The organism is Marinobacter sp. RI1, assembly GCF_041155085.1.
GTDB lineage: Bacteria > Pseudomonadota > Gammaproteobacteria > Pseudomonadales > Oleiphilaceae > Marinobacter > Marinobacter nauticus.
The window spans coordinates 920,721-939,943 of record NZ_AP031605.1 but is presented as its reverse complement, the minus strand read 5'-3'; the positions used below and the strand labels follow the sequence as shown (position 1 = coordinate 939,943).

At 58.7% G+C, this 19,223-nt stretch carries 18 protein-coding genes; 11 read left to right on the top strand and 7 right to left on the bottom strand.

From position 1 onward, the window contains the following. Positions 1 to 61: 61 nt before the first annotated feature. Positions 62 to 2,623 carry an EAL domain-containing protein gene (locus ACAM27_RS04120; protein ID WP_369612861.1) on the top strand — a complete coding sequence of 854 codons (2,562 nt, stop codon included), beginning with the start codon at positions 62 to 64 and terminating at the stop codon, positions 2,621 to 2,623. Here ACAM27_RS04120 and tesB read toward each other — a convergent pair. The 3 genes from tesB to ACAM27_RS04105 all read right to left on the bottom strand — a co-directional run bounded on the left by tesB (position 2,590) and on the right by ACAM27_RS04105 (position 4,916). Continuing rightward, on the bottom strand, positions 2,590 to 3,450 hold the full coding sequence (gene tesB, locus ACAM27_RS04115; protein ID WP_011786999.1) for an acyl-CoA thioesterase II: 861 nt from the start codon (positions 3,448 to 3,450) through the stop codon (positions 2,590 to 2,592). The two genes, ACAM27_RS04120 and tesB, sit on opposite strands and share 34 nt — an antisense overlap. Positions 3,451 to 3,575: 125 nt before the next feature. After that, positions 3,576 to 4,733: an NAD(P)/FAD-dependent oxidoreductase gene (locus ACAM27_RS04110; protein WP_369612611.1), complete on the bottom strand. Its 1,158-nt coding sequence runs from the start codon at positions 4,731 to 4,733 to the stop codon at positions 3,576 to 3,578. Positions 4,734 to 4,748: 15 nt separating this feature from the next. After that, positions 4,749 to 4,916 carry a rubredoxin gene (locus ACAM27_RS04105; RefSeq protein WP_008173532.1) on the bottom strand — a complete coding sequence of 56 codons (168 nt, stop codon included), beginning with the start codon at positions 4,914 to 4,916 and terminating at the stop codon, positions 4,749 to 4,751. Positions 4,917 to 5,195: 279 nt separating this feature from the next. Between ACAM27_RS04105 and ACAM27_RS04100 the strand changes: the two genes are divergently transcribed. From ACAM27_RS04100 to phoR, 5 genes are all read left to right on the top strand, one after another. After that, a complete protein-coding gene (locus tag ACAM27_RS04100; RefSeq protein WP_011787001.1) occupies positions 5,196 to 5,753 on the top strand; it encodes a hypoxanthine-guanine phosphoribosyltransferase in 558 nt (185 codons plus the stop codon). Then, positions 5,734 to 6,300, top strand: coding sequence for a chorismate lyase (locus tag ACAM27_RS04095; protein WP_369612610.1), 567 nt, complete (start codon positions 5,734 to 5,736; stop codon positions 6,298 to 6,300). Before ACAM27_RS04100 ends, ACAM27_RS04095 begins: the two co-directional genes overlap by 20 nt. A 66-nt stretch (positions 6,301 to 6,366) precedes the next feature. Continuing rightward, complete coding sequence (gene ubiA / locus ACAM27_RS04090; protein ID WP_023009486.1) at positions 6,367 to 7,251, top strand: 4-hydroxybenzoate octaprenyltransferase; 885 nt, start codon at positions 6,367 to 6,369, stop codon at positions 7,249 to 7,251. A gap of 121 nt (positions 7,252 to 7,372) precedes the next feature. After that, positions 7,373 to 8,065: a phosphate regulon transcriptional regulator PhoB gene (phoB, locus tag ACAM27_RS04085; protein ID WP_011787004.1), complete on the top strand. Its 693-nt coding sequence runs from the start codon at positions 7,373 to 7,375 to the stop codon at positions 8,063 to 8,065. 86 nt (positions 8,066 to 8,151) lie between these two features. Next, positions 8,152 to 9,474: a phosphate regulon sensor histidine kinase PhoR gene (phoR, locus tag ACAM27_RS04080; protein ID WP_014422865.1), complete on the top strand. Its 1,323-nt coding sequence runs from the start codon at positions 8,152 to 8,154 to the stop codon at positions 9,472 to 9,474. Positions 9,475 to 9,485: 11 nt separating this feature from the next. On the opposite strand, the gene ACAM27_RS04075 is transcribed toward phoR, so the two are convergent. Then, positions 9,486 to 10,382, bottom strand: a complete 897-nt coding sequence (locus ACAM27_RS04075; RefSeq protein ID WP_011787006.1) for a response regulator — start codon at positions 10,380 to 10,382, stop codon at positions 9,486 to 9,488. Between the two features lie 219 nt (positions 10,383 to 10,601). On the opposite strand from ACAM27_RS04075, the gene ACAM27_RS04070 reads away from it, so the two are divergent. From ACAM27_RS04070 to ACAM27_RS04055, 4 genes are all read left to right on the top strand, one after another. After that, positions 10,602 to 11,834 carry a lytic murein transglycosylase gene (locus ACAM27_RS04070; protein WP_369612609.1) on the top strand — a complete coding sequence of 411 codons (1,233 nt, stop codon included), beginning with the start codon at positions 10,602 to 10,604 and terminating at the stop codon, positions 11,832 to 11,834. A gap of 154 nt (positions 11,835 to 11,988) precedes the next feature. Further along, the gene (locus ACAM27_RS04065; RefSeq protein ID WP_011787008.1) at positions 11,989 to 12,726 is read left to right on the top strand and encodes a THxN family PEP-CTERM protein; all 738 of its coding nucleotides are present in this window, start codon (positions 11,989 to 11,991) and stop codon (positions 12,724 to 12,726) included. 120 nt (positions 12,727 to 12,846) lie between these two features. Then, positions 12,847 to 13,875, top strand: coding sequence for a metal-dependent hydrolase (locus tag ACAM27_RS04060; protein ID WP_369612608.1), 1,029 nt, complete (start codon positions 12,847 to 12,849; stop codon positions 13,873 to 13,875). Next, positions 13,875 to 14,570, top strand: a complete 696-nt coding sequence (locus tag ACAM27_RS04055; protein ID WP_011787010.1) for a pseudouridine synthase — start codon at positions 13,875 to 13,877, stop codon at positions 14,568 to 14,570. Before ACAM27_RS04060 ends, ACAM27_RS04055 begins: the two co-directional genes overlap by 1 nt. A 10-nt stretch (positions 14,571 to 14,580) precedes the next feature. On the opposite strand, the gene ACAM27_RS04050 is transcribed toward ACAM27_RS04055, so the two are convergent. Both ACAM27_RS04050 and pbpG read right to left on the bottom strand, forming a co-directional pair. Beyond that, complete coding sequence (locus tag ACAM27_RS04050) at positions 14,581 to 15,060, bottom strand: asparaginase domain-containing protein (protein ID WP_011787011.1); 480 nt, start codon at positions 15,058 to 15,060, stop codon at positions 14,581 to 14,583. 16 nt (positions 15,061 to 15,076) lie between these two features. Continuing rightward, a complete protein-coding gene (gene pbpG, locus ACAM27_RS04045; protein WP_011787012.1) occupies positions 15,077 to 16,003 on the bottom strand; it encodes a D-alanyl-D-alanine endopeptidase in 927 nt (308 codons plus the stop codon). A gap of 229 nt (positions 16,004 to 16,232) precedes the next feature. Between pbpG and ACAM27_RS04040 the strand changes: the two genes are divergently transcribed. Next, positions 16,233 to 18,836, top strand: coding sequence for an EAL domain-containing protein (locus ACAM27_RS04040; protein ID WP_369612607.1), 2,604 nt, complete (start codon positions 16,233 to 16,235; stop codon positions 18,834 to 18,836). Here ACAM27_RS04040 and ACAM27_RS04035 read toward each other — a convergent pair. Further along, positions 18,833 to 19,123 carry a type VI secretion system PAAR protein gene (locus tag ACAM27_RS04035; protein WP_011787014.1) on the bottom strand — a complete coding sequence of 97 codons (291 nt, stop codon included), beginning with the start codon at positions 19,121 to 19,123 and terminating at the stop codon, positions 18,833 to 18,835. The genes ACAM27_RS04040 and ACAM27_RS04035 overlap by 4 nt on opposite strands. Between the last annotated feature and the right edge of the window lie 100 nt (positions 19,124 to 19,223).

Genomic DNA, 19,223 nt, shown 5'->3' with positions numbered 1-19,223 from the left:
CCGCCTCAGACGACAGGCCATACTCAGGCCATAACGACAAGAACGGTAACCTGTGATTCTGATGCAACTGGCCCGATCCCTGGCAGCCCTGCTGATTCTTCTGGCGCTTTCGCTTCCCGCTATGGCTGCCAGTGATGGCTATATTCCAGCCATTGAGTATCTGAGACTGGCGCCGGACGACCAACGCAGCCCGCAACAGGCTCTGGAATCCGGCGACTGGCAAATCCTGAACGAACAAACGCCTAATTTTGGTTACACCCGGGACCAGGTCTGGCTGAAGTTCCCCATCACCCGGCCCCAAACCACCAATCTCCTGGAGATCACCTACCCGCACCTGGACCGGATCGATTTCTATCTGTTACGGGACGGCGAAATCCAGCTGAACTACCAGACCGGTGACCGCATGCTGTTCTCGGAGCGCCCGGTGGAGCATCCGCATTTCCTGTTTCCGTTCCAGCTTGAAGCCGGTCACGACTACCGCATCTTGCTGAGAATCGACACCGACGGTGCCATGCAAGTGCCGCTCAGGCTGTGGAACAATCGCAGTTTTTTCGAGAAGACCTCCGTAGAAAGCCAGGTTCACGCCCTGTACTACGGAATCCTGATTACCGCCATCTGCTTCAACCTGTTTGTATTCCTGGCGCTCAGGGAGTCGATCTACCTCTATTACGTACTCTCGACTCTGGGCTACCTGATCCTGATCGGCACCCTGAACGGTATTACCTACCAGTTTATCTGGCCCGCGCTTCCTGGCCTGCAAAGCAACGCCATGGTCCTGTCCATACCACTGGCCTTGCTTTTCACACTCATGTTCGCCAGATCCTTTCTGAAACTGGAGCAATGCAGCCCCCAACTCGATCGACTCATACTCGGCACTATCCTACTAAACGGCGCCCTAGCTCTTGCTCTTGCCACAACTGTGATTGACTATGGCACGGGTATCCGTCTGGCTGTCGCTCTGGCCATGCCGAGTTGCCTGCTGTTAACGGTTGTCGGACCGATACAGTGGGCCAGAGGCAATCCACAGGCGGTTTACTACACTCTGGCCTGGGGGGCCGTCACTCTGGGCAGTGCCATTACCGCCGCCAATAAGTACGGTCTGATTGCCACCAGCTTCTTCTCTGTGTATGGCATGCAGCTGGGCTCGGCCTTCCAGGCCATACTCCTCAGCCTCGCCCTTGCCATCCGGATATATCACGAACGCCAGGAGAAAGTGCTGGCCCAGGAGGCTGAACTGAAGGCGCTTGAAGCCCGACGCGCGGCCGAACTCCGGCTGATGGACCAGGCCCTGCATCATCCGCTCACCGGCCTGCCTAACCGCAGCAGCTATGAAATGCGCCTGAACGAATTGATCCGGAGCCAGCGCGGCAAACGCTTCGGCGTGGTCATCATCCATCTGGACAACCTGTATGCGGTCACCAAGACCCTGGGCCACCGCAACACCGACCGCATACTGGAGCTGGCCTCCAAACACTACAACGCGGTGATCAAGGATGTACCTGGGGCCATCTCTCTGGAGCAGACCGACAACCGAACCTTCTTCCTGGCCAGCCTCGACCCGCAAACCTTTGCCTTTGTGGTGGATGCTGACCAGGCGCTGTCGGTACCCAGAATCGTGCTGCGCAGCATTGAAGAGATCCGCTACCCGGTAGATTTCCTTGGCATGCAGGTTCCCCTGAACCCACAGCTCGGCGTGGCTTTCTACCCGACTCACGGAAACGATGCCAACACCCTGATTCGCCGGGCGGTGATCGCCGAAGGTTCTGACCGCGCCCGAGACCGCGGAATTGCCTACTACAAATCCTCCCGTGACTCCTACAGCGCCGACCGACTGACTCTGGTCTCCGACCTGCGCCACGCCATCGATCACAACGAGCTGACTCTGTTCCTGCAGCCCAAGCTGTGCCTGCGTACCCGCGCTATTACCGGATTTGAGGCACTGATTCGCTGGCCAGGACGGGAACAGCCGGTTCGGCCCGATGAAATCATCGCAGTGGCCGAACAGACCGGCCTAATCAAACCGCTGACGCGCTGGGTACTGAAAGAGGCCCTGGAAATGCGCGGGCGGCTGCTGGAGATCGGCTGGGATGCCGGAATCGCCGTCAACATCTCGCCCAACAATCTACGGGAACCGGATTTCGCCGTGTTCGTGCAACGGTTGATGCAAAGCTACCAGATCCACTCCGGGGCCATCACCTTCGAGGTCACGGAGACCTCCATGATGCAGGACCCTACCAATTCCCTGCGGGCGCTGAATGCGCTTGATGCCGCGGGCATTCCGCTCTCCATTGACGACTTCGGTTCCGGCTATTCATCCCTGTCCTACATCAAGCAATTGCCAGCTGGAGAAATCAAGATCGACCGTTCGCTGATTACCGATATCGCGGAACGGGAGCAGGACAGAGTGATCGTGCGCACCACCATCGATATGTGCCACAGCCTCGGCTACACAGTGGTGGCCGAGGGGGTGGAGGATGAGGAAACCCTGTCACTGCTGCACGACATGGGGTGCGATCTGATACAGGGCTACTTCCTAACCCGACCGCTACCCTTTAACGAAATGGTTGACTGGCTCGGCAACTACAATCCTCAGGCCTTACGTTCCCGGATCAGTGCTTCCTGAGTGGTGGAGGCCACCAAAACACCATCCCGGGTAAAGAAATTACCCCGATTGAAGCCCCTGCCCGCCGAGGCACTCGGACTGTCCTTGTCATAAAGCAGCCAGTCATCCATACGGAAATCCCGATGGAACCAGATGGCATGGTCCAGGCTGGCAACCTGCATGTTCTTGCTCATGAAGGTGCGCCCGTGAGGAGTCAGGGACGTTCCCAGAAAGGAGAAGTCAGAGGCATAAGTCAGCAGACACCGATGCAGTACCGGGTCATCCGGTAAAGGTCCGAGGGCCCGAAACCAGTTCTGGCGATGGGGCGGGCGCTTTTCCGGCTTGAATGGATTCATCGGGTCTACCGGACGGATCTCTATGGGCCGGTCACGGGTCAGCATGTCCCGCATTTTCTCCGGCACTTTATCTGCGATCAGCTTGCCCCAGTCCTGCTCCGACTTGAGCGTATCGGGGTCCGGCGCTGCCGGCATGGCAACCTGATGGTCCAATCCGTCTTCTGCGACCTGGAACGACATGGAACCGGTCAGGATTTCCTTGCCGTCCTGACGGGCAATCACCCGGCGCACCGAGAACGTGCCGCCATCCCGAACCCGCTGGACTTCATAATCGATCGGCATGCTGTGATTGCCAGGGCGCAGAAAATAGGCGTGCAGGGAATGGCACAGGCGATTTTCGACGGTCCGGCTGGCCGCCATCAGGGCCTGCCCCAGAACCTGCCCCCCGAATACATGCGGAAAGCCCAGATCCTCACTGTCGCCCTGAAAATGATCGTCTCCGATCGGGGAAAGATCCAGCAACTCCACCAGTTTTCGGGTTACATCCAGCATGCGCGCTCCTGTCTTTTGTTAGCTCACGAACGGGTTTTCTACCCCAGACAGGAAAATTTCGCAACGGCTGAAACTGCCAAAGACGACAAACGGCTACCAGCCAACCTCACTGGTAGCCGCAGGCTTCAGTCCCGGTGAATAGGAGGGACTTCCTTCGCCAGTGTCTGCTTTTCCAAAGCAAACCTGCCGGTCACTGCGAAGCCAAGCGTGTCGCCGTCCGGGCTCCGGAACAGGGCTTTGACATCAGCCCCGTCCCGCTCCACCTGCCATTCGCCCTCGGCATCCATCGGTGGTGAGCAGACTGCGGTCGGGCAACAGGGTGTTTTTACCATCACCGGCATGGTGCCGTAGCTCACTTCCGTGCGCTCACCGGCCAGAGTTTTCGCCAGCGCCCGGGCACAGGCCATCAACGGCAGCACGTAGAGCAGAACGCGCCCATCCACTTCGGCACAGTCACCCAGGGCATAGACATCCGGTGCGGAGGTTTCCAGAGCCCGATTCACCTGAATGCCCCGGCCAGCATTGATCCCGGAAGCGCGAGCCAGTTCAGTACGGGGGCGCAGGCCCACTGCCGACACGACAAGGTCAGCCTGTAATGACTCACCATTACCGAGTGTCAGCTCAACGCCACTGCCCTGGTGCTCTACCCGCTCAACCACCGACCCCAAATGAAACCGAACGCCAAGCTTCTCCAGCTCTGCCTGCACGGCACCTGCAGCCGCCTCCGGCAGCAGGCTGGGCATCAGAGATGAATCCGGGGCGATCACATCAACTTCGTAGCCACCGTTACGCAGATCATTGGCAAACTCACACCCGATCAGGCCCGCCCCCATAATCGCAACCCGCTTGCCACCGGCGAGGGCTTTACGGAAGGCACGGTAATCCATCAGGTCGTTGATGGAATGAACTCGATCCTGCGCGTTGCCATCCAGACTCAGGCGGATGACATCGGCGCCCAAGGCCAGAACCAGCTTGGCATAGCGTATGCGCTGATCGCCCAGCTTGAGCTCATGGGCATCGGTATCAATGCCCGTGACCGTGGACCAGGGACGAATCTCCACCCCCAATTGCTCGGCCATGGCCTCAGGGTTTGCCTGGGCCAGACCATCGGCATCCTTGTCTTTGGTAAAGCCGGTCGACAACATGGGCTTGGAATAGCTGACGCCGTCGTCGGCAGTCACCATAATGACCGGGGTTTCCTTATCCAGTTTGCGAAGCTCCCGTACCAGCGAGTAACCCGACAAACCAGTACCAACGATCACAATGGGTGTCTGCTCGGTCATGATTCTTTCCTGCCTTTAGCCGATTTCTATCATTTCAAAATCTTCCTTGCCCACACCACAGTCCGGGCAAACCCAATCCTCAGGCACGTCTTCCCATTTGGTGCCAGGCTCAATACCGTCCTCCGGCCAACCCTCGGCTTCATCGTAAATCAGACCACACACCACACACTGCCACTTCTTCATAACTAGCTCCCACCGATTTGTCTGCGAGGATATTATTGTCGAACAATAAAGCAATCAAGCAAAAATCGCAAAATGCGACCGAGTTCCAGCCGACCACCACTCACCCGATTGGCTGCCATCATAACCGCGACACCGGCATTGACCAATGCCACCACCGACAGCCCGGATCGGGGTTTTCTGCCAATAGCCATAATTACAGACCTGGCAATACCGCCGCGCCCCTCCCTTCGATCGCCCCACTTCGGTATAATCCGTCGTTTTGGACAGGACCCGATCGTTATGACCGATACCGTCGCTGAAATGAACCAGGTCATGGCAGACGCTGACTGCCTGGTTCCCGAAGAGCAGGTGCATGCCGCCATCGACACCATGGCCAGCGCCATCACCGATCGCCTCAAAGACAGCAACCCATTATTGTTCTGCGTCATGAACGGCGGCCTGATCCTGACCGGTCAGCTCCTGCCACGACTGAAATTTCCGGTTCAGGCCGAGTATCTGCATGCTACCCGCTACCGCCAGGAGACCACCGGCGGCATTCTGGAATGGAAGCTGCAGCCAGAAGCCGACATGAAAGGCCGCACGGTTCTGATCGTCGACGACATTCTCGACGAAGGTACGACGCTGTGCGCCATCGCAGATTACTGCCTGGCACATGGCGCCAGCGAGGTTCTGACTGCGGTGCTGGTAGACAAGGAGCACGATCGCAAGGCGCGCCCCGGCCTGAAGGCAGACTTTACCGGCCTTTACGTTGAGGATCGATTCCTGTTCGGCTATGGCATGGACTATAAAGGCTATTGGCGCAACGCTCCGGGAATCTATGCCGTTAAAGGACTGTGACCAGCCCCCCGAGCTGAGCATACCTCCCACGTTCTGGTACCGGTCGCTGGCGGCGGCCGGCCTTTACTGTCCTGAGGTTCATGGCCCGGCCCGCTACTGGCTGACGATAGAAGGTTCCTTTACCCGGGCACTGCAGCAAAAATGCCAGGAACGCTTTCACGTTGAAATTCTCAGGGAAGGCTTCTCGGCGCCAACCCCTGAAGAAGCGAAGCGCCTGAACCTGGCACCGCGCCAGCTCGCCTGGGTACGGGAAGTTCGCCTGTGCGGTGACGGCCGCCCGTGGGTGCTGGCTCGAACGGTTATTCCACAGAACTGCCTGCACGGCCACGGCCGCCGCCTGCGCAATCTTGGCAACAAGCCCCTGGGCGCCTATCTGTTCAGCAGCCCCGAGTGGCAGCGGGGGCCACTGGAAACTGGGCTCTGCAAAGTCCGCAGCAACGGCCACCCTCGCCTTGCCCGCAGATCCCTGTTCCACCGGGGTTCCTGCGCTCTTCTGGTGGGGGAATATCTTCTACCCCGGTTATACCAGTCGCCCAACCGGGGTTAACCCTACCGCTGCCGCTGGCTATAATCTGATGCACTCTCACGCATCAACACGCGGATACCAGCTCCTATGTTGCAGATCACCCTGCCCACCCACGTTCATGCCCGCCTGGCGGATTACGCACGCCTGCTGCGCATCGACCGCCCGATCGGCACTTTGTTGCTGCTGTGGCCAACCTATTGGGCACTCTGGCTGGCGGCCAAGGGGGCACCGTCATTTGCCAATCTGGTGATTTTTACCCTGGGCGTGTTCTTCATGCGGGCGGCAGGCTGTGCTATCAACGATTTTGCCGACCGGGACTGGGATCGCCATGTCAAACGCACCAAAGACCGCCCGCTCACCGCCGGCCGGGTCCGTGCCTGGGAAGCCGTCGCCCTGTTTGCCGGGCTATGCCTGGTGTCGTTTCTGATGGTAGTGCTGTTCACCAACACCCTGACCCTGTATCTGTCATTCGGTGGTGCACTGCTGGCCTTTATCTACCCGTTTATGAAGCGTTACACCCATTTGCCCCAGCTGTTTCTGGGCGCAGCCTTTTCCTGGGCCATTCCCATGGCCTGGGCAGCTGAGGCCAACCAGCTCAGTCAGCTCACCTGGTTGCTGTTTACTGCCAACGTGCTCTGGACGGTCGCCTATGACACCCTCTATGCCATGGTCGACCGGGATGACGACCTGAAGGTCGGCATAAAATCGACAGCCATCCTGTTTGGTGATGCAGATCGGGCGATCATTGCTCTGCTGCAGACCATGGTGGTGGTGATTCTGGTGATGGTGGGCCAGCGGGCGGAACTGGGCTCTTTCTATTATCTCGGTGTCGTGGCCATGGCCACGCTCTTCGTCTACCACCAGTACCTGGCCAGGGAGCGGAACCGGGAAGGATGCTTCAAGGCATTTCTCAATAACAACTGGGCCGGCTTTGCAGTGTTTCTGGGGCTGGCGTTGGATCTGGCGTTCTGACTACCCGCCCATGTCATATACTTGTAACAAAGACGCGTTGTAATGACTCGGCAACATTACAAGGGAGTGTGTTCGCACCTCTGATCAGAGAACTCCCGAGGTCTGACACAGGTTGATGCATATGAGTGGAAAAACTGTCCTGATCGTCGATGACGAAGCGCCTATCCGTGAAATGATTGCGGTCGCGCTCGAAATGGCGGATTACGACTATCTGGAGGCAGCGGATGCCCGTGAAGCCCATGCCCTGATTATCGACAAGCAACCAGACCTGATCCTGCTGGACTGGATGCTGCCGGGCACCAGCGGTGTCGAACTTGCGCGCCGGCTGAAGAAAGAAGAGGCCACCGCCGATATCCCTATCATCATGCTGACCGCCAAGGTGGAAGAGGATAACAAGATTCAGGGCCTGGAAGTCGGTGCCGACGATTACATCACCAAGCCGTTCAGCCCACGTGAGCTGGTAGCCCGCCTGAAAGCGGTTCTGCGTCGTGCCACACCGCCGGGTGTCGACAGCCCCATCGAAGTGGACGGTCTGACCCTGGACCCGATCGGCCATCGTGTGACCACGGTCGACGGTGCCATTAATATGGGCCCGACCGAGTACCGCCTGCTGCAATTCTTTATGACTCACCAGGAACGGGTCTATACTCGGTCTCAACTGCTGGATCAGGTCTGGGGCGGCAACGTGTATGTCGAGGAACGCACCGTCGATGTTCACATCCGCCGCCTGCGCAAGGCGCTGGGAGACAGGTACGATCATCTGATTCAGACCGTGCGGGGAACGGGCTACCGGTTTTCCACCAAAGTGGCCTGATTTACTCCCTGGCGACAGCTCCGGACCGCCCCTCATCGTCCGGCGATCACGGCATCAGCGCCGGCAACACGACAAGGCAGTAGTGGATGCAACACAACTGGTCCCGTTACCTGAGACTGATCATCACCGCGCTCGCAGGCACCACACTGGTGGGGTTCTATTTCGGCGAGCCGCTCTACGGGCTGCTGGTGGGACTTGTTGCCTATCTCTGGTGGACCCTGGTCCAGGCCCGGCGCCTTTACCAGTGGCTGGGCAACCCCAGCGCTTCCGACGAAGCGCCCCAGAGCATCGGCTTGTGGGGTGATATCTTCGACAGCCTGCACAAGCTGAACCAGAACCACCTGATGACCCAGGATCGCCTACGGGCCCGTATCAACCGGGTTCAGGAATCCACCAACGCCATGCGCGACGGCGTTATCATGACCGATGCCCGTGGCGCCATGGAGTGGTGGAACGGCTCGGCCGAATACCTGCTGGGTTTCCGCCGCAGCACCGATCAGGGTCAGTACATCCATAACCTGATCCGCAACCCGGCATTCAAGGCCTATTTCGATACCCGGGATTACCGCGAGCCCCTGGAAATCAACTCGCCGGCCAAGCCCCACATCCATCTGCAGATCCAGATCAGCCTGTTCGGCGACGATGACCGACTGATCGTGGCCAAGGATGTCACCCGGCTGTATCAGCTTGAACAAATGCGGCGGGACTTTGTCGGCAACGTTTCCCATGAAATGCGCACACCGCTGACCGTGATCAGTGGCTACCTTGAAACCCTGGTGGATCATGGTGATGAGCTGCCTGCCAAGTGGCGCCGGGCTATCAATACCATGGCGGCACAGGCCTCACGGATGGAGGCCCTGATCACAGATCTGATTCTCTTGTCCCGTATCGAAACCGGCGAGCATACGGTGGATGACACCCTGACCGATGTCGACGCCCTGCTGAACCAGATCTGTCATGATGCCCGGGCCCTGAGCGGCGACAAGGGCCACCAGATCACGGTTCAGATCAGTGACCACCGACTGCTGCAGGGCGATGAAAGCCAGCTACGCAGTGCGTTTTCCAACCTGGTGTTTAATGCGGTGAAATACACACCGGCCGGCGGAGCCATCACAGTTGCCTGGAGCACCAATCGCGACGGCGCCCACCTGTCGGTGAAGGATACCGGCATCGGTATTGACCCGATCCACATCCCCAGGCTGACCGAACGGTTCTATCGCGCCGACCCCAGTCGCCACAAGGACACCGGCGGAACCGGCCTGGGCCTGGCTATCGTCAAGCATGTGCTGATCAATCACGACGGCAACCTGGAAATCCGCAGCAAAGTCGGCGAAGGCAGCGAATTTATCTGCCATTTTCCAAGGGAGCGACTGGTCGAGAGGATTCCCGAACAGGTTCCGGAGGACTGAGGCGCCCTCAGTTAGCGGTTTGAGGCCCGGAACCTGGCCACAAATCGTGACAGATCCTCCAGCTTCTTCGGGTCTTCATCGACAAAACGGATAGTGACACTGACAAAGTCGGTATCCTGGCGCTTGTCCACAGCCTGCAACTGATGCACGTAACCGTTCAGACGCGCCATCTGGCCATCGCCCATGTCGATATCCACCACCGCCTGATCGAGAATCCCCGGGAATTCCTGATCCCGCTTGGCGATCACCCGCACTTCCGTCAGATTGATATCCTTGACCACCGATTTCAGTGTACTGTCGGAAAACCTCACAGAGGCCATACTCATGACACCACGAGTCTGAGGCTTGCCGGTCGCCGCTTTTGCACTACCTGCATTCAGCAGCGGGTTATCAGCAACGGGCTCAGGCTTTGAGGCTTCGGGCCTGGATGCCGGCGCCTCCCGCTTCTGGGTGAGCAAGGCGGCGGACTCCTTGAACGCCTCCGCCGGTCCTTCCAGTGATTTGCCGCTGCGATCCATGGCGTCCTTCAGGCGGCGACCCATCACTTTGATGATTTTCTTACTCAGCCCATCCGGACTGAAAGGCTTGCCCAGGTATTCAGAAACCCCTTCCTTGACCGCCTCAATAACATGATCCTTGTCGCCGCGACTGGTAATCATGATGAACGGCACCTTCTGGTACTGCGGTTGCTGGCGCATCCACTGCAGCAGTTCCAGCCCGGACATCTCCGGCATTTCCCAGTCGCACAGCACCAGGTCAAAACTGGTTCTGGACATCAGGGACTGGGCACGCCGGCCATTCTGGGCATCAGTGGTTTCAATGACGGGAAAGCGCTGTCGCACTGTCCGTTTCACCAGATCTCTCACAAAACTGGCGTCGTCGACCACCAGCGCCTTCAGTATTGCCATAGCGACATCTGCTCCGGATTCCACTCATGCTCCAACTATAGAACATCCCGGTCTTGACGTGACCTAAGTGCTACAAAAAGACGACAAAACCGGCGTTCACCGGGACCATTCCCAACCGAAAAAAACACGTGGCACTGTAGGCTATGGCGGTATTTCCCGACACGGAAAACGCGCTAACATGGCAGCCGATGCCCAAACGATTCTATTGCGAGGATTCCCGTGCCTGACCTGATCTCCCGGACTGCCATTCGCCGTACACTGTTGGCGATTTCCCTGAGCACGCTAGCGCTGGTTGCCAGGGCAGAAACCGAAACAACCAACACACCGGCGTTTGAGCAATGCAAACAGGCGCTCGGAGAGAAAGCCGTCGCCGCCGGTGTGCGTGAATCCACGGTGCAGTCCGTGATGGCCGGCGTGGTGCACCTCGACAGAGTGATTGAGCTGGACCGAAGACAGCCCGAATTTACCACCACCTTTGCCGACTACCTGAACCGACGGGTTAACGACGCCCGGGTCGGCAAAGGCCGAGAATTATTGGCAGAACACCGTAAACTCCTGGACCGCGTGACCGCGGAAACCGGTGTTCCCGCCCCCTATCTGGCCGCATTCTGGGGTCTGGAAACCAACTATGGCAGCTACTTCGGCAAGATGCAGGTGCCCAGTGCCCTCGCCACCCTGGCTTGCGATGCCCGGCGCAGCAGCTTCTTCACAGAGCAATGGATCGCTGCCCTGCGGATTATTGACGAAGGCGCTATTCCCGCTGATCAGATGGAAGGCTCCTGGGCCGGCGCCATGGGCCATGTGCAGTTCATGCCGACGGTATTCCTGAAACACGCGGTCGACGCCGATGGCGATGGGCGCCGGGATCTCTGGAACAGCCTGCCTGACGCCATGATGTCTGCCGGTCGTTTTCTCGAGTCCATGGGCTGGGATGGCGACTATCGATGGGGGCGGGAGGTGCTGTTACCCGACAACTTTGATTTCAGTCTGGCCGATGGCCGTCGCCTGCCCCTGGCTGACTGGCGCAAGATGGGAATCACCGATGCATTTGGTAACCGTCTGGCCAACGAACCCATTGAAGCGGCCCTGATCGTGCCCAGCGGCCATCAGGGCCCGGCCTTTCTGGTATACAGTAATTTCCGGGTGATCATGGGCTGGAACCGATCCGAGTTCTACGCCATTGCCGTTGGCCACCTGGCCGACCGGATTGCCGGCGCCGGAAAGCTTCAGAACCCTCCCCCGGAAGACCAGCCCGCGCTGTCAAGAAATCAGGTGCTGGAGCTCCAACAGGCTCTGAATGACAAAGGCTACCCGAGCGGGGAACCCGACGGCATACTGGGCTCCAATACTCGCAAGGCCATTCGCGCGTACCAGAAGGCGGAGGGCCTGGTGGCTGACGGCTTTCCATCAGAACAGGTATTAGCGGCTCTCGGAGTTTACAGCGGCTCCTGAAAGCGTCCAGTTTTTTTACATCTAGAGAAATACCACGCTATAAGGCATTGTATTACATAGACAAAAAATACTGGCACGCATTTAGCTACACACCTTGGCAGTGCCTGGCCATTTCCAGGCAATCCTACAACTGCGAGTAGTTAAGGTGTGGACAATGCTTAAAATGATGAAAGGAATCGTAGCGGCGGTAACATTTGGATTCGCCGCAACTGCCTGGGCCTTCCCGGTGGACCTCGAATCGGTTTCAGGAACCTGGAACGCTCCGAGCAATGGCAGCAACGTTACGGGCGTAGGTACTGATACCCTGCGCTGGGGAACCGGCGAGGTTAGCTGCACCGGGCACTTGTGGTGGAAAACCTGCAGCGAGGGCCCGCAGAGTGGCTATGGTTTTCAGGGCCCGAACAGCCTGCCACAGACCATCACATCAGACGATCCGTTTGTGCTGGGAACCTTTACCCATTTCAACAACCGCATTACCGGTGAAAGCATTACCGGCGTGAGCCTCGATGTATTCGCCACGTTCTCCACAACGGCTAGCAACAGCAAGGTAACTGGCCCCTACACCTTTGATTTCATCCATGATGAGACACCGAATGTCGGTCAGGAATGCTGGTGGGTGTTTTGCTGGAGCGTCGAGCAGGACGTTGATGATGTCGTCATTCTCGACAACATGATCGAGAGTTCCGAGTTCCAGTTCGGCTCCAACATCTATTCCCTGTCTCTGCTTGGCTTTGCCAACGGCCTGAATGAAGTTGAAACCCAGGAAGGCAAAGCAACCTCTGTGGATCTGCTGGCCAAGCTGAATGTTCGCTCCGTACCGGAACCCGGCACTCTCGCGCTGCTGGGACTCGGTCTGGCTGGCCTGGGCCTGGCACGCCGCCGCAAGCTCTGAGCAATATCTGCTTCGCCGGCAGTACCTTGTGCTGCCGGCGATTCTGCTGCCCTCCCGTGATCTGAATCCCGAATCCGCGCATAATACTGGTATCACCCAGTCACCACGAATCGGGATACTATGGATTCCATCACACAGGCCGCCCTTGGCGCCTCCATTGCGGGGGCTGTTGCCGGCAAAACCCTGGGGCGATCGGCCCTTCTGACCGGCGCATTGCTCGGCACATTACCCGACCTGGATGTGGTCATTGACTATGGCACAGCCGTTGCCAACTTTACCCAGCATCGGGGGTTCAGCCACTCCCTGTTTATTCTGGCACCCTTGTCTCTGCTCATCGCCTGGGGTCTGTGGCGCTGGAACCCGTTCATTTCCTATCAGCGATGGCTGGCACTGGTTGGCCTGATACTGATTACGCATCCATTACTGGATGCCTTTACCACCTACGGCACCCAGCTGTTCTGGCCCATCGGCCCACCCGTAGCGATCAACAGTATCTTTATTATTGATCCGCTCTATACCTTGCCACTACTGGCGGGTTGCCTGGCCTTTCTGTATCGCCCACCGGCGTCGAGAACCGTTGCCGCCGGATTACTTGTTTCCAGCCTTTATCTCGGCTGGACCCTGATTGCACAACAGATCATCACCGATCGGGTGCGACCGGCGCTGGCGAACGCCGGTATGGAACAGGCGGCCCTGATGGTTCAACCCATGCCATTCAACACCGTTCTGTGGCGTGCCACAGCGGTCAGTGCCGGGCAAAGAATCGAAGTAGTGACCGGTTTCCTCGATGCCAGCGACGAGCTGGTACTGGAACGCTTCCCGCGGCAACCAGAGCTTGCCCGCCTTGTCGCCGAGCTGCCGGAAGCCCGGCGGCTGGAATGGTTTACCGGCGGTTTCCTGGACTACCAGCAGAACGGCACTCAGATAACCGCAACGGATATCCGGCTGGGCATACCCGGCGCTCACCCTTTCACCTTCATCCTGGCGGAAACCGCCGAAGACGGACTGCAGCCACTGGCCAGCGATCGCCTGCCCCGCCCGGCGCTGAACCGGGCCGCCCTGCCCCTGTTGTGGAATCGAATGACCGGCCAGGTACCGGTATTGTGCCTGGCCACGCTGTCTGCTCCCAACCACGGGAGCTCCTGCTGATGCGGCTGGATCAATATCTGAGCAACGGTACAGAGCTTTCCCGCAAAGAGGCGAAAAAGGTCGTGTCAGCGGGACGAGTGAAGGTGGATGGCGAAACCTGCCGACAGGCCAATCGCCAGGTGGAGGCCGAACAGTCCGTTCATCTTGATGGAAAACCGGTTAACCCACCCGGCGATATCTACCTGATGATGCATAAACCCGCCGGAGTGCTCAGTGCCACCACCGACAGCAGCCAGCCAACGGCACTCGACCTGCTGCCCCGCGGCCTGGCCAGTCGGGTTCATATCGCCGGGCGGCTGGACAAGGACACCACTGGCTTGCTGTTGCTGACCAGTGATGGCCAATGGTCCCACGCGGTCACATCCCCCCGGCGGGAATGCCGCAAAAGCTATCGGGTCTGGCTGGCTGAGGCTATCCCGGAACAGGCCTGCCGGGCACTTGAGAAGGGAGTCATGCTGAACGGTGAAACCACAGAGACCAGACCCGCCGAAGTTCGTGTACACAACAACCAGCTGATCGACCTGACCATCGGCGAGGGCCGTTACCACCAGGTCAAACGGATGCTGGCGGCGGTTGGCAATCGTGTTGAGGCCCTGCACCGTTTCCGTATCGGCAGCATTGAACTGGATGATAAGCTGGCGCCCGGAGAATTCCGGGCACTGACCTATCAGGAAATCCGCTCAGTAACAGAGTGAAGGCTTCGGCCTAGGCACGCTCGAACCGCTGGGCTGCCAGATTTTTCCGCACTGAACCTGCTTCAAACACCTCGCCGTTCATGGCGATGTAGACCCCCGCCGGTAACAGCGACACCGCGGCCCAGGCAAAGCCGATGTTGAAGATAGCGTCGGTGCGCCGCATCCGCGCGGGCTGCATGGCACCGGTCAACACAATCGTGCGATCGGCTACCGATTTCAGTGCCTCGGCGGTCTGCGCCATGGTATCGGTGCCATGGGTAATCAGGATACGCTGGCAGGCCGAAGCCTTGACCGCTTCCAGAATGGCCTGACGGTCCTCATCGGTCAGTTCCAGGCTGTCCTTCCGCATCAGGGGACGAATCTCGTAGCCGTCGTGGATGTTGGATTCCGTCAACAGTTCCGGTAACAGGCTGTCACCGATTTCAAACTTGCTGTTGGCATCAAAATAGACCTTATCGATGGTGCCACCGGTGGTCAGTATCTCAATCATGGTCTGAACTGTTCCTTTATTGTGAGGACGCTGTGGTGGCCCGAGACTGCTTCGCCTCTGCCGCCATCAGAACTGCATTCTTTTCCTGTGCATAACGCTTCGCGGCCGATGCCACCGAGCCTGGCTGGCCGGTGGCAAGCCAGCGTTTGATTCGGCCGGCATCGCCCATCGGAGACCGGGTACCCAGGGAGTCCAGCAAAACCGTGATTACCGGTGTTCCGTTCATCTCAGAGACCATCACCAGACAACGCCCCGCCTCTGTGAGGTATCCGGTTTTACTCAGGCTCACGCCCCAGCTGTCCCGGTGCACCAACGCATTGGTATTGCCAAACGACAGGCTGTACCGGGGTTTCCGGAATTCGGCCCGGTAGTATCCGGTGGTAGAGGCCTCACGAATCTCAGGATGCTTGAGCGCAGCACGTGCTAGGATCACCAGATCGGCGGCCGTGGACACGTTGTCGGTAGAGAGACCGGTCGGGTCAACAAATCGGGTCTGGAGCATCCCCAGAGCTTTTGCCTTGGCATTCATCGCGGCAACAAAACCGTCGAAGCCACCCGGATAGACACGCGCCAGAGTGTAGGCAGCAAAGTTCTCGGATGACATCAGGGCAATCCGCAGCACATCCCGGCGCCGAAGCTGAGAGCCCACCCGAATGCGGCTCCAGGCGTTCGCGGCAGCCTCGACATGACGCTCCTCGAACGTCAGCCACTCGTCCATATCCTGTCCCGATTCCACCACCACGAGTGCCGTCATCAGCTTGGTGATCGACGCCACCGGTACCGGGCGATCGGCGTGCTTACCGAACAGCAGGCCCTCTTTGCCAACTTCGGCCGCCGCTGCCTGCACCGACGCCAGGTTCGGCGCCCGCTCCGGACTGGCGAGGCTCTGGCCGGACACCGCCAGGAAAAAGACGACAACAGTGACAAACACGGAATAACGCATGGTGAACTACCTGCCTCTCAGGCCTTAACAAGGAATGGGTCAATAGCGCGAACTATATCAGCGCAGACGGGCCGAACGCAGGTCTCATTTTCAATCATGCGTTTTAAACAGCAAATGCAAAAAATCTTAAATTCCTGTAAAATATTAATCAAATCAATTCGTTACATCTCGTTAATCATTGTAACCAGAGTGTAACGGTGCCGCTTTCCAGTTTCAGGATGCGTTCAGGATGGACTCTCCGTCGCTCGGCCAGACTCTCTCCAAGGAAACCCGCTCGGACAGATTACCGGCGTGGCTGCACCAGTCGTTCCCGTTTGTCATCCTTCTCCTGGCCATTACCTACGGACTTGCGACGACCTTCTGGCAGGATCCGCCGACTCTTTCGGTCAGTCCTTCGGTGCAGACCAACAGCGACACAAACGGCCCTCACATCGCAGGCCAGATCGAATATCTGATCCACCCCCTGGGCAAGGTACTGCAAGACAGACTCTGGCAATCCGAAGTCTGGAGCCGGACGGATACCCGCTATTCCGGAATCGGCTATCCCTACAAACCCGCAACTTTCCGGCTGACACTCGAAAACCCGACGTCAGAACCTGCCACCAGCCAGGTGACGGTACCTGCACCTTACCTGGACCACCTGCAGCCTGCCCTGGTTCACCCGGACGGAAGCATCGAACACCTACCCGCCATGGGCGACCGATACCCCTTTGATCAACGATTCCTGGCGTTACCGCAGTGGGTCTGGCCGGTCACGCTGCAACCGGGCACCACCACCCTGCTGATGGAAGTGCAGAATCATGGCCCGGTACTGTTGCCGGTCATTCTGTCAGACAGCGCCGAGGCTCTCGGTGCCGGCACCGCCATCACCGCCTGGAAGTCGTTTGTCACCGGTCTGCTGGTGTTTGCACTCTTACTCAACCTGAGTATTGTGGCCAAGCTCCGCCGACCGGGCCTGGCCTGGCTGAGCGTGCTGATGATCAGTGTTATCTACAGCCAGCTGGTGATGGACGGCCTAGGGCTGTGGCTGATCTGGCCGGCACTGCCAGAGCTCAATGCCCTGCTCAGCATCAGTCTGCCGCTGTGCCAGATCGCGCTTTGCGAATTCACCCCACACTTCCTCCAACTGACCCGCACGGAAGCCCGGATACTCCGGGCCTTCAGCCTTCTTGCCGGAGCGCACCTGCTGGCAGCGCCTCTTGGGTTTCAATTCCTGGGTCAACATGCCTTCCTGATGAGCAGTGCCGTCGGCGGGCTGTTCATCTTTGCCCTGAGCCTGCGCCAGCTGAACAGCCACGTTTACGCCCGTTACTATGCCCTGTCGGTACTGGCGATCGTGATCGGGGCTGTCACGTCGTCACTTCGTACCGTTGGCTGGCTACCCGTGAATGCGGTGACCGACTCCGCCTTTTTCCTGGGCGCAGCCACCGGCTCCCTGATCCTGACCAGTGGTGTGGGTAAACTGCTGCTGGAAGAGCGCAAGAAACGTCTGAGCTCGGACATACGTGTACAGGAGGAACAGAAACTCCGGGCCAGCATCGAGCGTGATTATGACCGTTTGCTGAAAACCCACAGGGTAACCGGAAAGCCAAACAGGCCCATGCTGGAGGAAACCCTGGGCGCGCTGGACTGCCACAAAACGCCCTACACCCTATGCATGATTCGCCTGGCCCGGTTCAATGAACTGGAACAGGCCCTGGGCTACCGAGCGGCCGAAGAACTCCTGAAGCAGTATCTGCGGCAACTCAACCGGTATCTGAAGCAAACGGTGGGCGATCAACTGGTGATGATCAACGGTTACAGCGTGGCCACCCTGGACACCGTCAACCATGCTTTTGCCCTGTTGCGCCATCCCGACGAGGCGCTGGAGAGCCAACGCCTGCAGGCCATCAGCCGCTGGTTGTCCGAGAACTTCCGTGAGGGCCGTTTTTCCTTTTCCTGGGCCGCCTCGGTTGGCGTCGCCCACGCCCCGGAACATGCTGCAGAACCGGCCGGCGTACTCGCCTGTGCCGGCTTTGCCTCACTGGACGAAAGCCTGCCGCTGGTGGTTTATGATCCTGCCATTGCCGAGTGGCAATACCGCCAGCAAATGCTGATGCTGGATGTGGAACAAGCGCTGCGTTCCGGCGAAATGTGGCTGGAGTACCAGCCCAAGATCAACATCCGCGATGGCCGGATTGGCTCACTGGAAGCCCTGATTCGCTGGCAGCACCCGGAATTCGGCAGGATTGCGCCCAGCCAGTGGATTCCCCTGGCCGAAGAAGTGGGGATCATTCACACGGTCACACTCTGGGTTCTGGACCGAGCCTGCAGGGACAGCCATCAGCTTCGTGAACAGTATGGGCGTGATATTACGGTCGCGGTGAACATTTCCGCCAAGGATCTGGCCCACAGTCTGTTCCACGAGGAAGCCGGCGCCATCGTCCGACGACACAAACTGGAGCCGGCCAACGTCAGCCTGGAAATTACCGAAACCGCCATGATGACCGATCCGGAAACGGCCCGCAGCACCATCCGGACCCTGAGCGCGATGGGCTTCCGGATTGCACTGGATGACTTCGGATCCGGCCACTCATCACTTGGCGCCCTGGCACAATTCGAGCTGGATGAGCTGAAAATCGACCGCAGTTTTCTGGAGGGGGTACTGGATTACCCCTCAAGACAGAAAATACTTCGTGCCGCTCTTGAGCTGGGCACAGCCCTGGACCTGGATGTGGTGGTCGAAGGCGTGGAAGACGAAACCATCGCACTCTGGCTGCATCAGTTTCCGGGCTTGCAGGGGCAGGGTTATTACTGGGGCCGCCCATTCAGCCTGGAACACAAAACCCGTTAGCTGCCGATAATCACCGTTCCACTGCCAACGGTAACGCCCCCGCAGGATACAGCACCGCCGGTAACCGCAGCCGGTTTGCCATTGATCATCACGGTTCCGGAACCGGCCGCAATGGCCCGGGGATGGGGCGGATGCTTGGGCTTTGAATGGGGTTGCAGCGGATCGCCTACCCGGGCAACGGGTTTACCGTCCACGAGAACATCGGGGGAACCGGCAATCACCGGTGTGGGCGGGAATCCCTGATGGTCCATACCGAGATCGCCCAGCAATACTATTGCCTTACTCATGGATTGATTCCTTTCATCATTGAGTCCTGAGCCACCATCCTATACCGAAATCCGCACGGACCCAAGTCCCGCACCAGCTCAGTGCATGCTAAAAGATGCA

What these genes read in the sequence shown, in the direction of transcription:
- ACAM27_RS04095 (WP_369612610.1), top strand. Translation starts at nt 5,734, where the DNA reads ATGCCGTTAAAGGACTGTGACCAGCCCCCCGAGCTGAGCATACCTCCC.
- phoR (WP_014422865.1), top strand. Translation starts at nt 8,152, where the DNA reads ATGCAACACAACTGGTCCCGTTACCTGAGACTGATCATCACCGCGCTC.
- ACAM27_RS04040 (WP_369612607.1), top strand. Translation starts at nt 16,233, where the DNA reads ATGGACTCTCCGTCGCTCGGCCAGACTCTCTCCAAGGAAACCCGCTCG.
- phoB (WP_011787004.1), top strand. Translation starts at nt 7,373, where the DNA reads ATGAGTGGAAAAACTGTCCTGATCGTCGATGACGAAGCGCCTATCCGT.
- ACAM27_RS04105 (WP_008173532.1), bottom strand. Translation starts at nt 4,916, where the DNA reads ATGAAGAAGTGGCAGTGTGTGGTGTGTGGTCTGATTTACGATGAAGCC.
- ACAM27_RS04120 (WP_369612861.1), top strand. Translation starts at nt 62, where the DNA reads ATGCAACTGGCCCGATCCCTGGCAGCCCTGCTGATTCTTCTGGCGCTT.
- pbpG (WP_011787012.1), bottom strand. Translation starts at nt 16,003, where the DNA reads ATGCGTTATTCCGTGTTTGTCACTGTTGTCGTCTTTTTCCTGGCGGTG.
- ACAM27_RS04050 (WP_011787011.1), bottom strand. Translation starts at nt 15,060, where the DNA reads ATGATTGAGATACTGACCACCGGTGGCACCATCGATAAGGTCTATTTT.
- ubiA (WP_023009486.1), top strand. Translation starts at nt 6,367, where the DNA reads ATGTTGCAGATCACCCTGCCCACCCACGTTCATGCCCGCCTGGCGGAT.
- ACAM27_RS04055 (WP_011787010.1), top strand. Translation starts at nt 13,875, where the DNA reads ATGCGGCTGGATCAATATCTGAGCAACGGTACAGAGCTTTCCCGCAAA.
- ACAM27_RS04060 (WP_369612608.1), top strand. Translation starts at nt 12,847, where the DNA reads ATGGATTCCATCACACAGGCCGCCCTTGGCGCCTCCATTGCGGGGGCT.
- tesB (WP_011786999.1), bottom strand. Translation starts at nt 3,450, where the DNA reads ATGCTGGATGTAACCCGAAAACTGGTGGAGTTGCTGGATCTTTCCCCG.
- ACAM27_RS04075 (WP_011787006.1), bottom strand. Translation starts at nt 10,382, where the DNA reads ATGGCAATACTGAAGGCGCTGGTGGTCGACGACGCCAGTTTTGTGAGA.
- ACAM27_RS04035 (WP_011787014.1), bottom strand. Translation starts at nt 19,123, where the DNA reads ATGAGTAAGGCAATAGTATTGCTGGGCGATCTCGGTATGGACCATCAG.
- ACAM27_RS04100 (WP_011787001.1), top strand. Translation starts at nt 5,196, where the DNA reads ATGACCGATACCGTCGCTGAAATGAACCAGGTCATGGCAGACGCTGAC.
- ACAM27_RS04110 (WP_369612611.1), bottom strand. Translation starts at nt 4,733, where the DNA reads ATGACCGAGCAGACACCCATTGTGATCGTTGGTACTGGTTTGTCGGGT.
- ACAM27_RS04065 (WP_011787008.1), top strand. Translation starts at nt 11,989, where the DNA reads ATGCTTAAAATGATGAAAGGAATCGTAGCGGCGGTAACATTTGGATTC.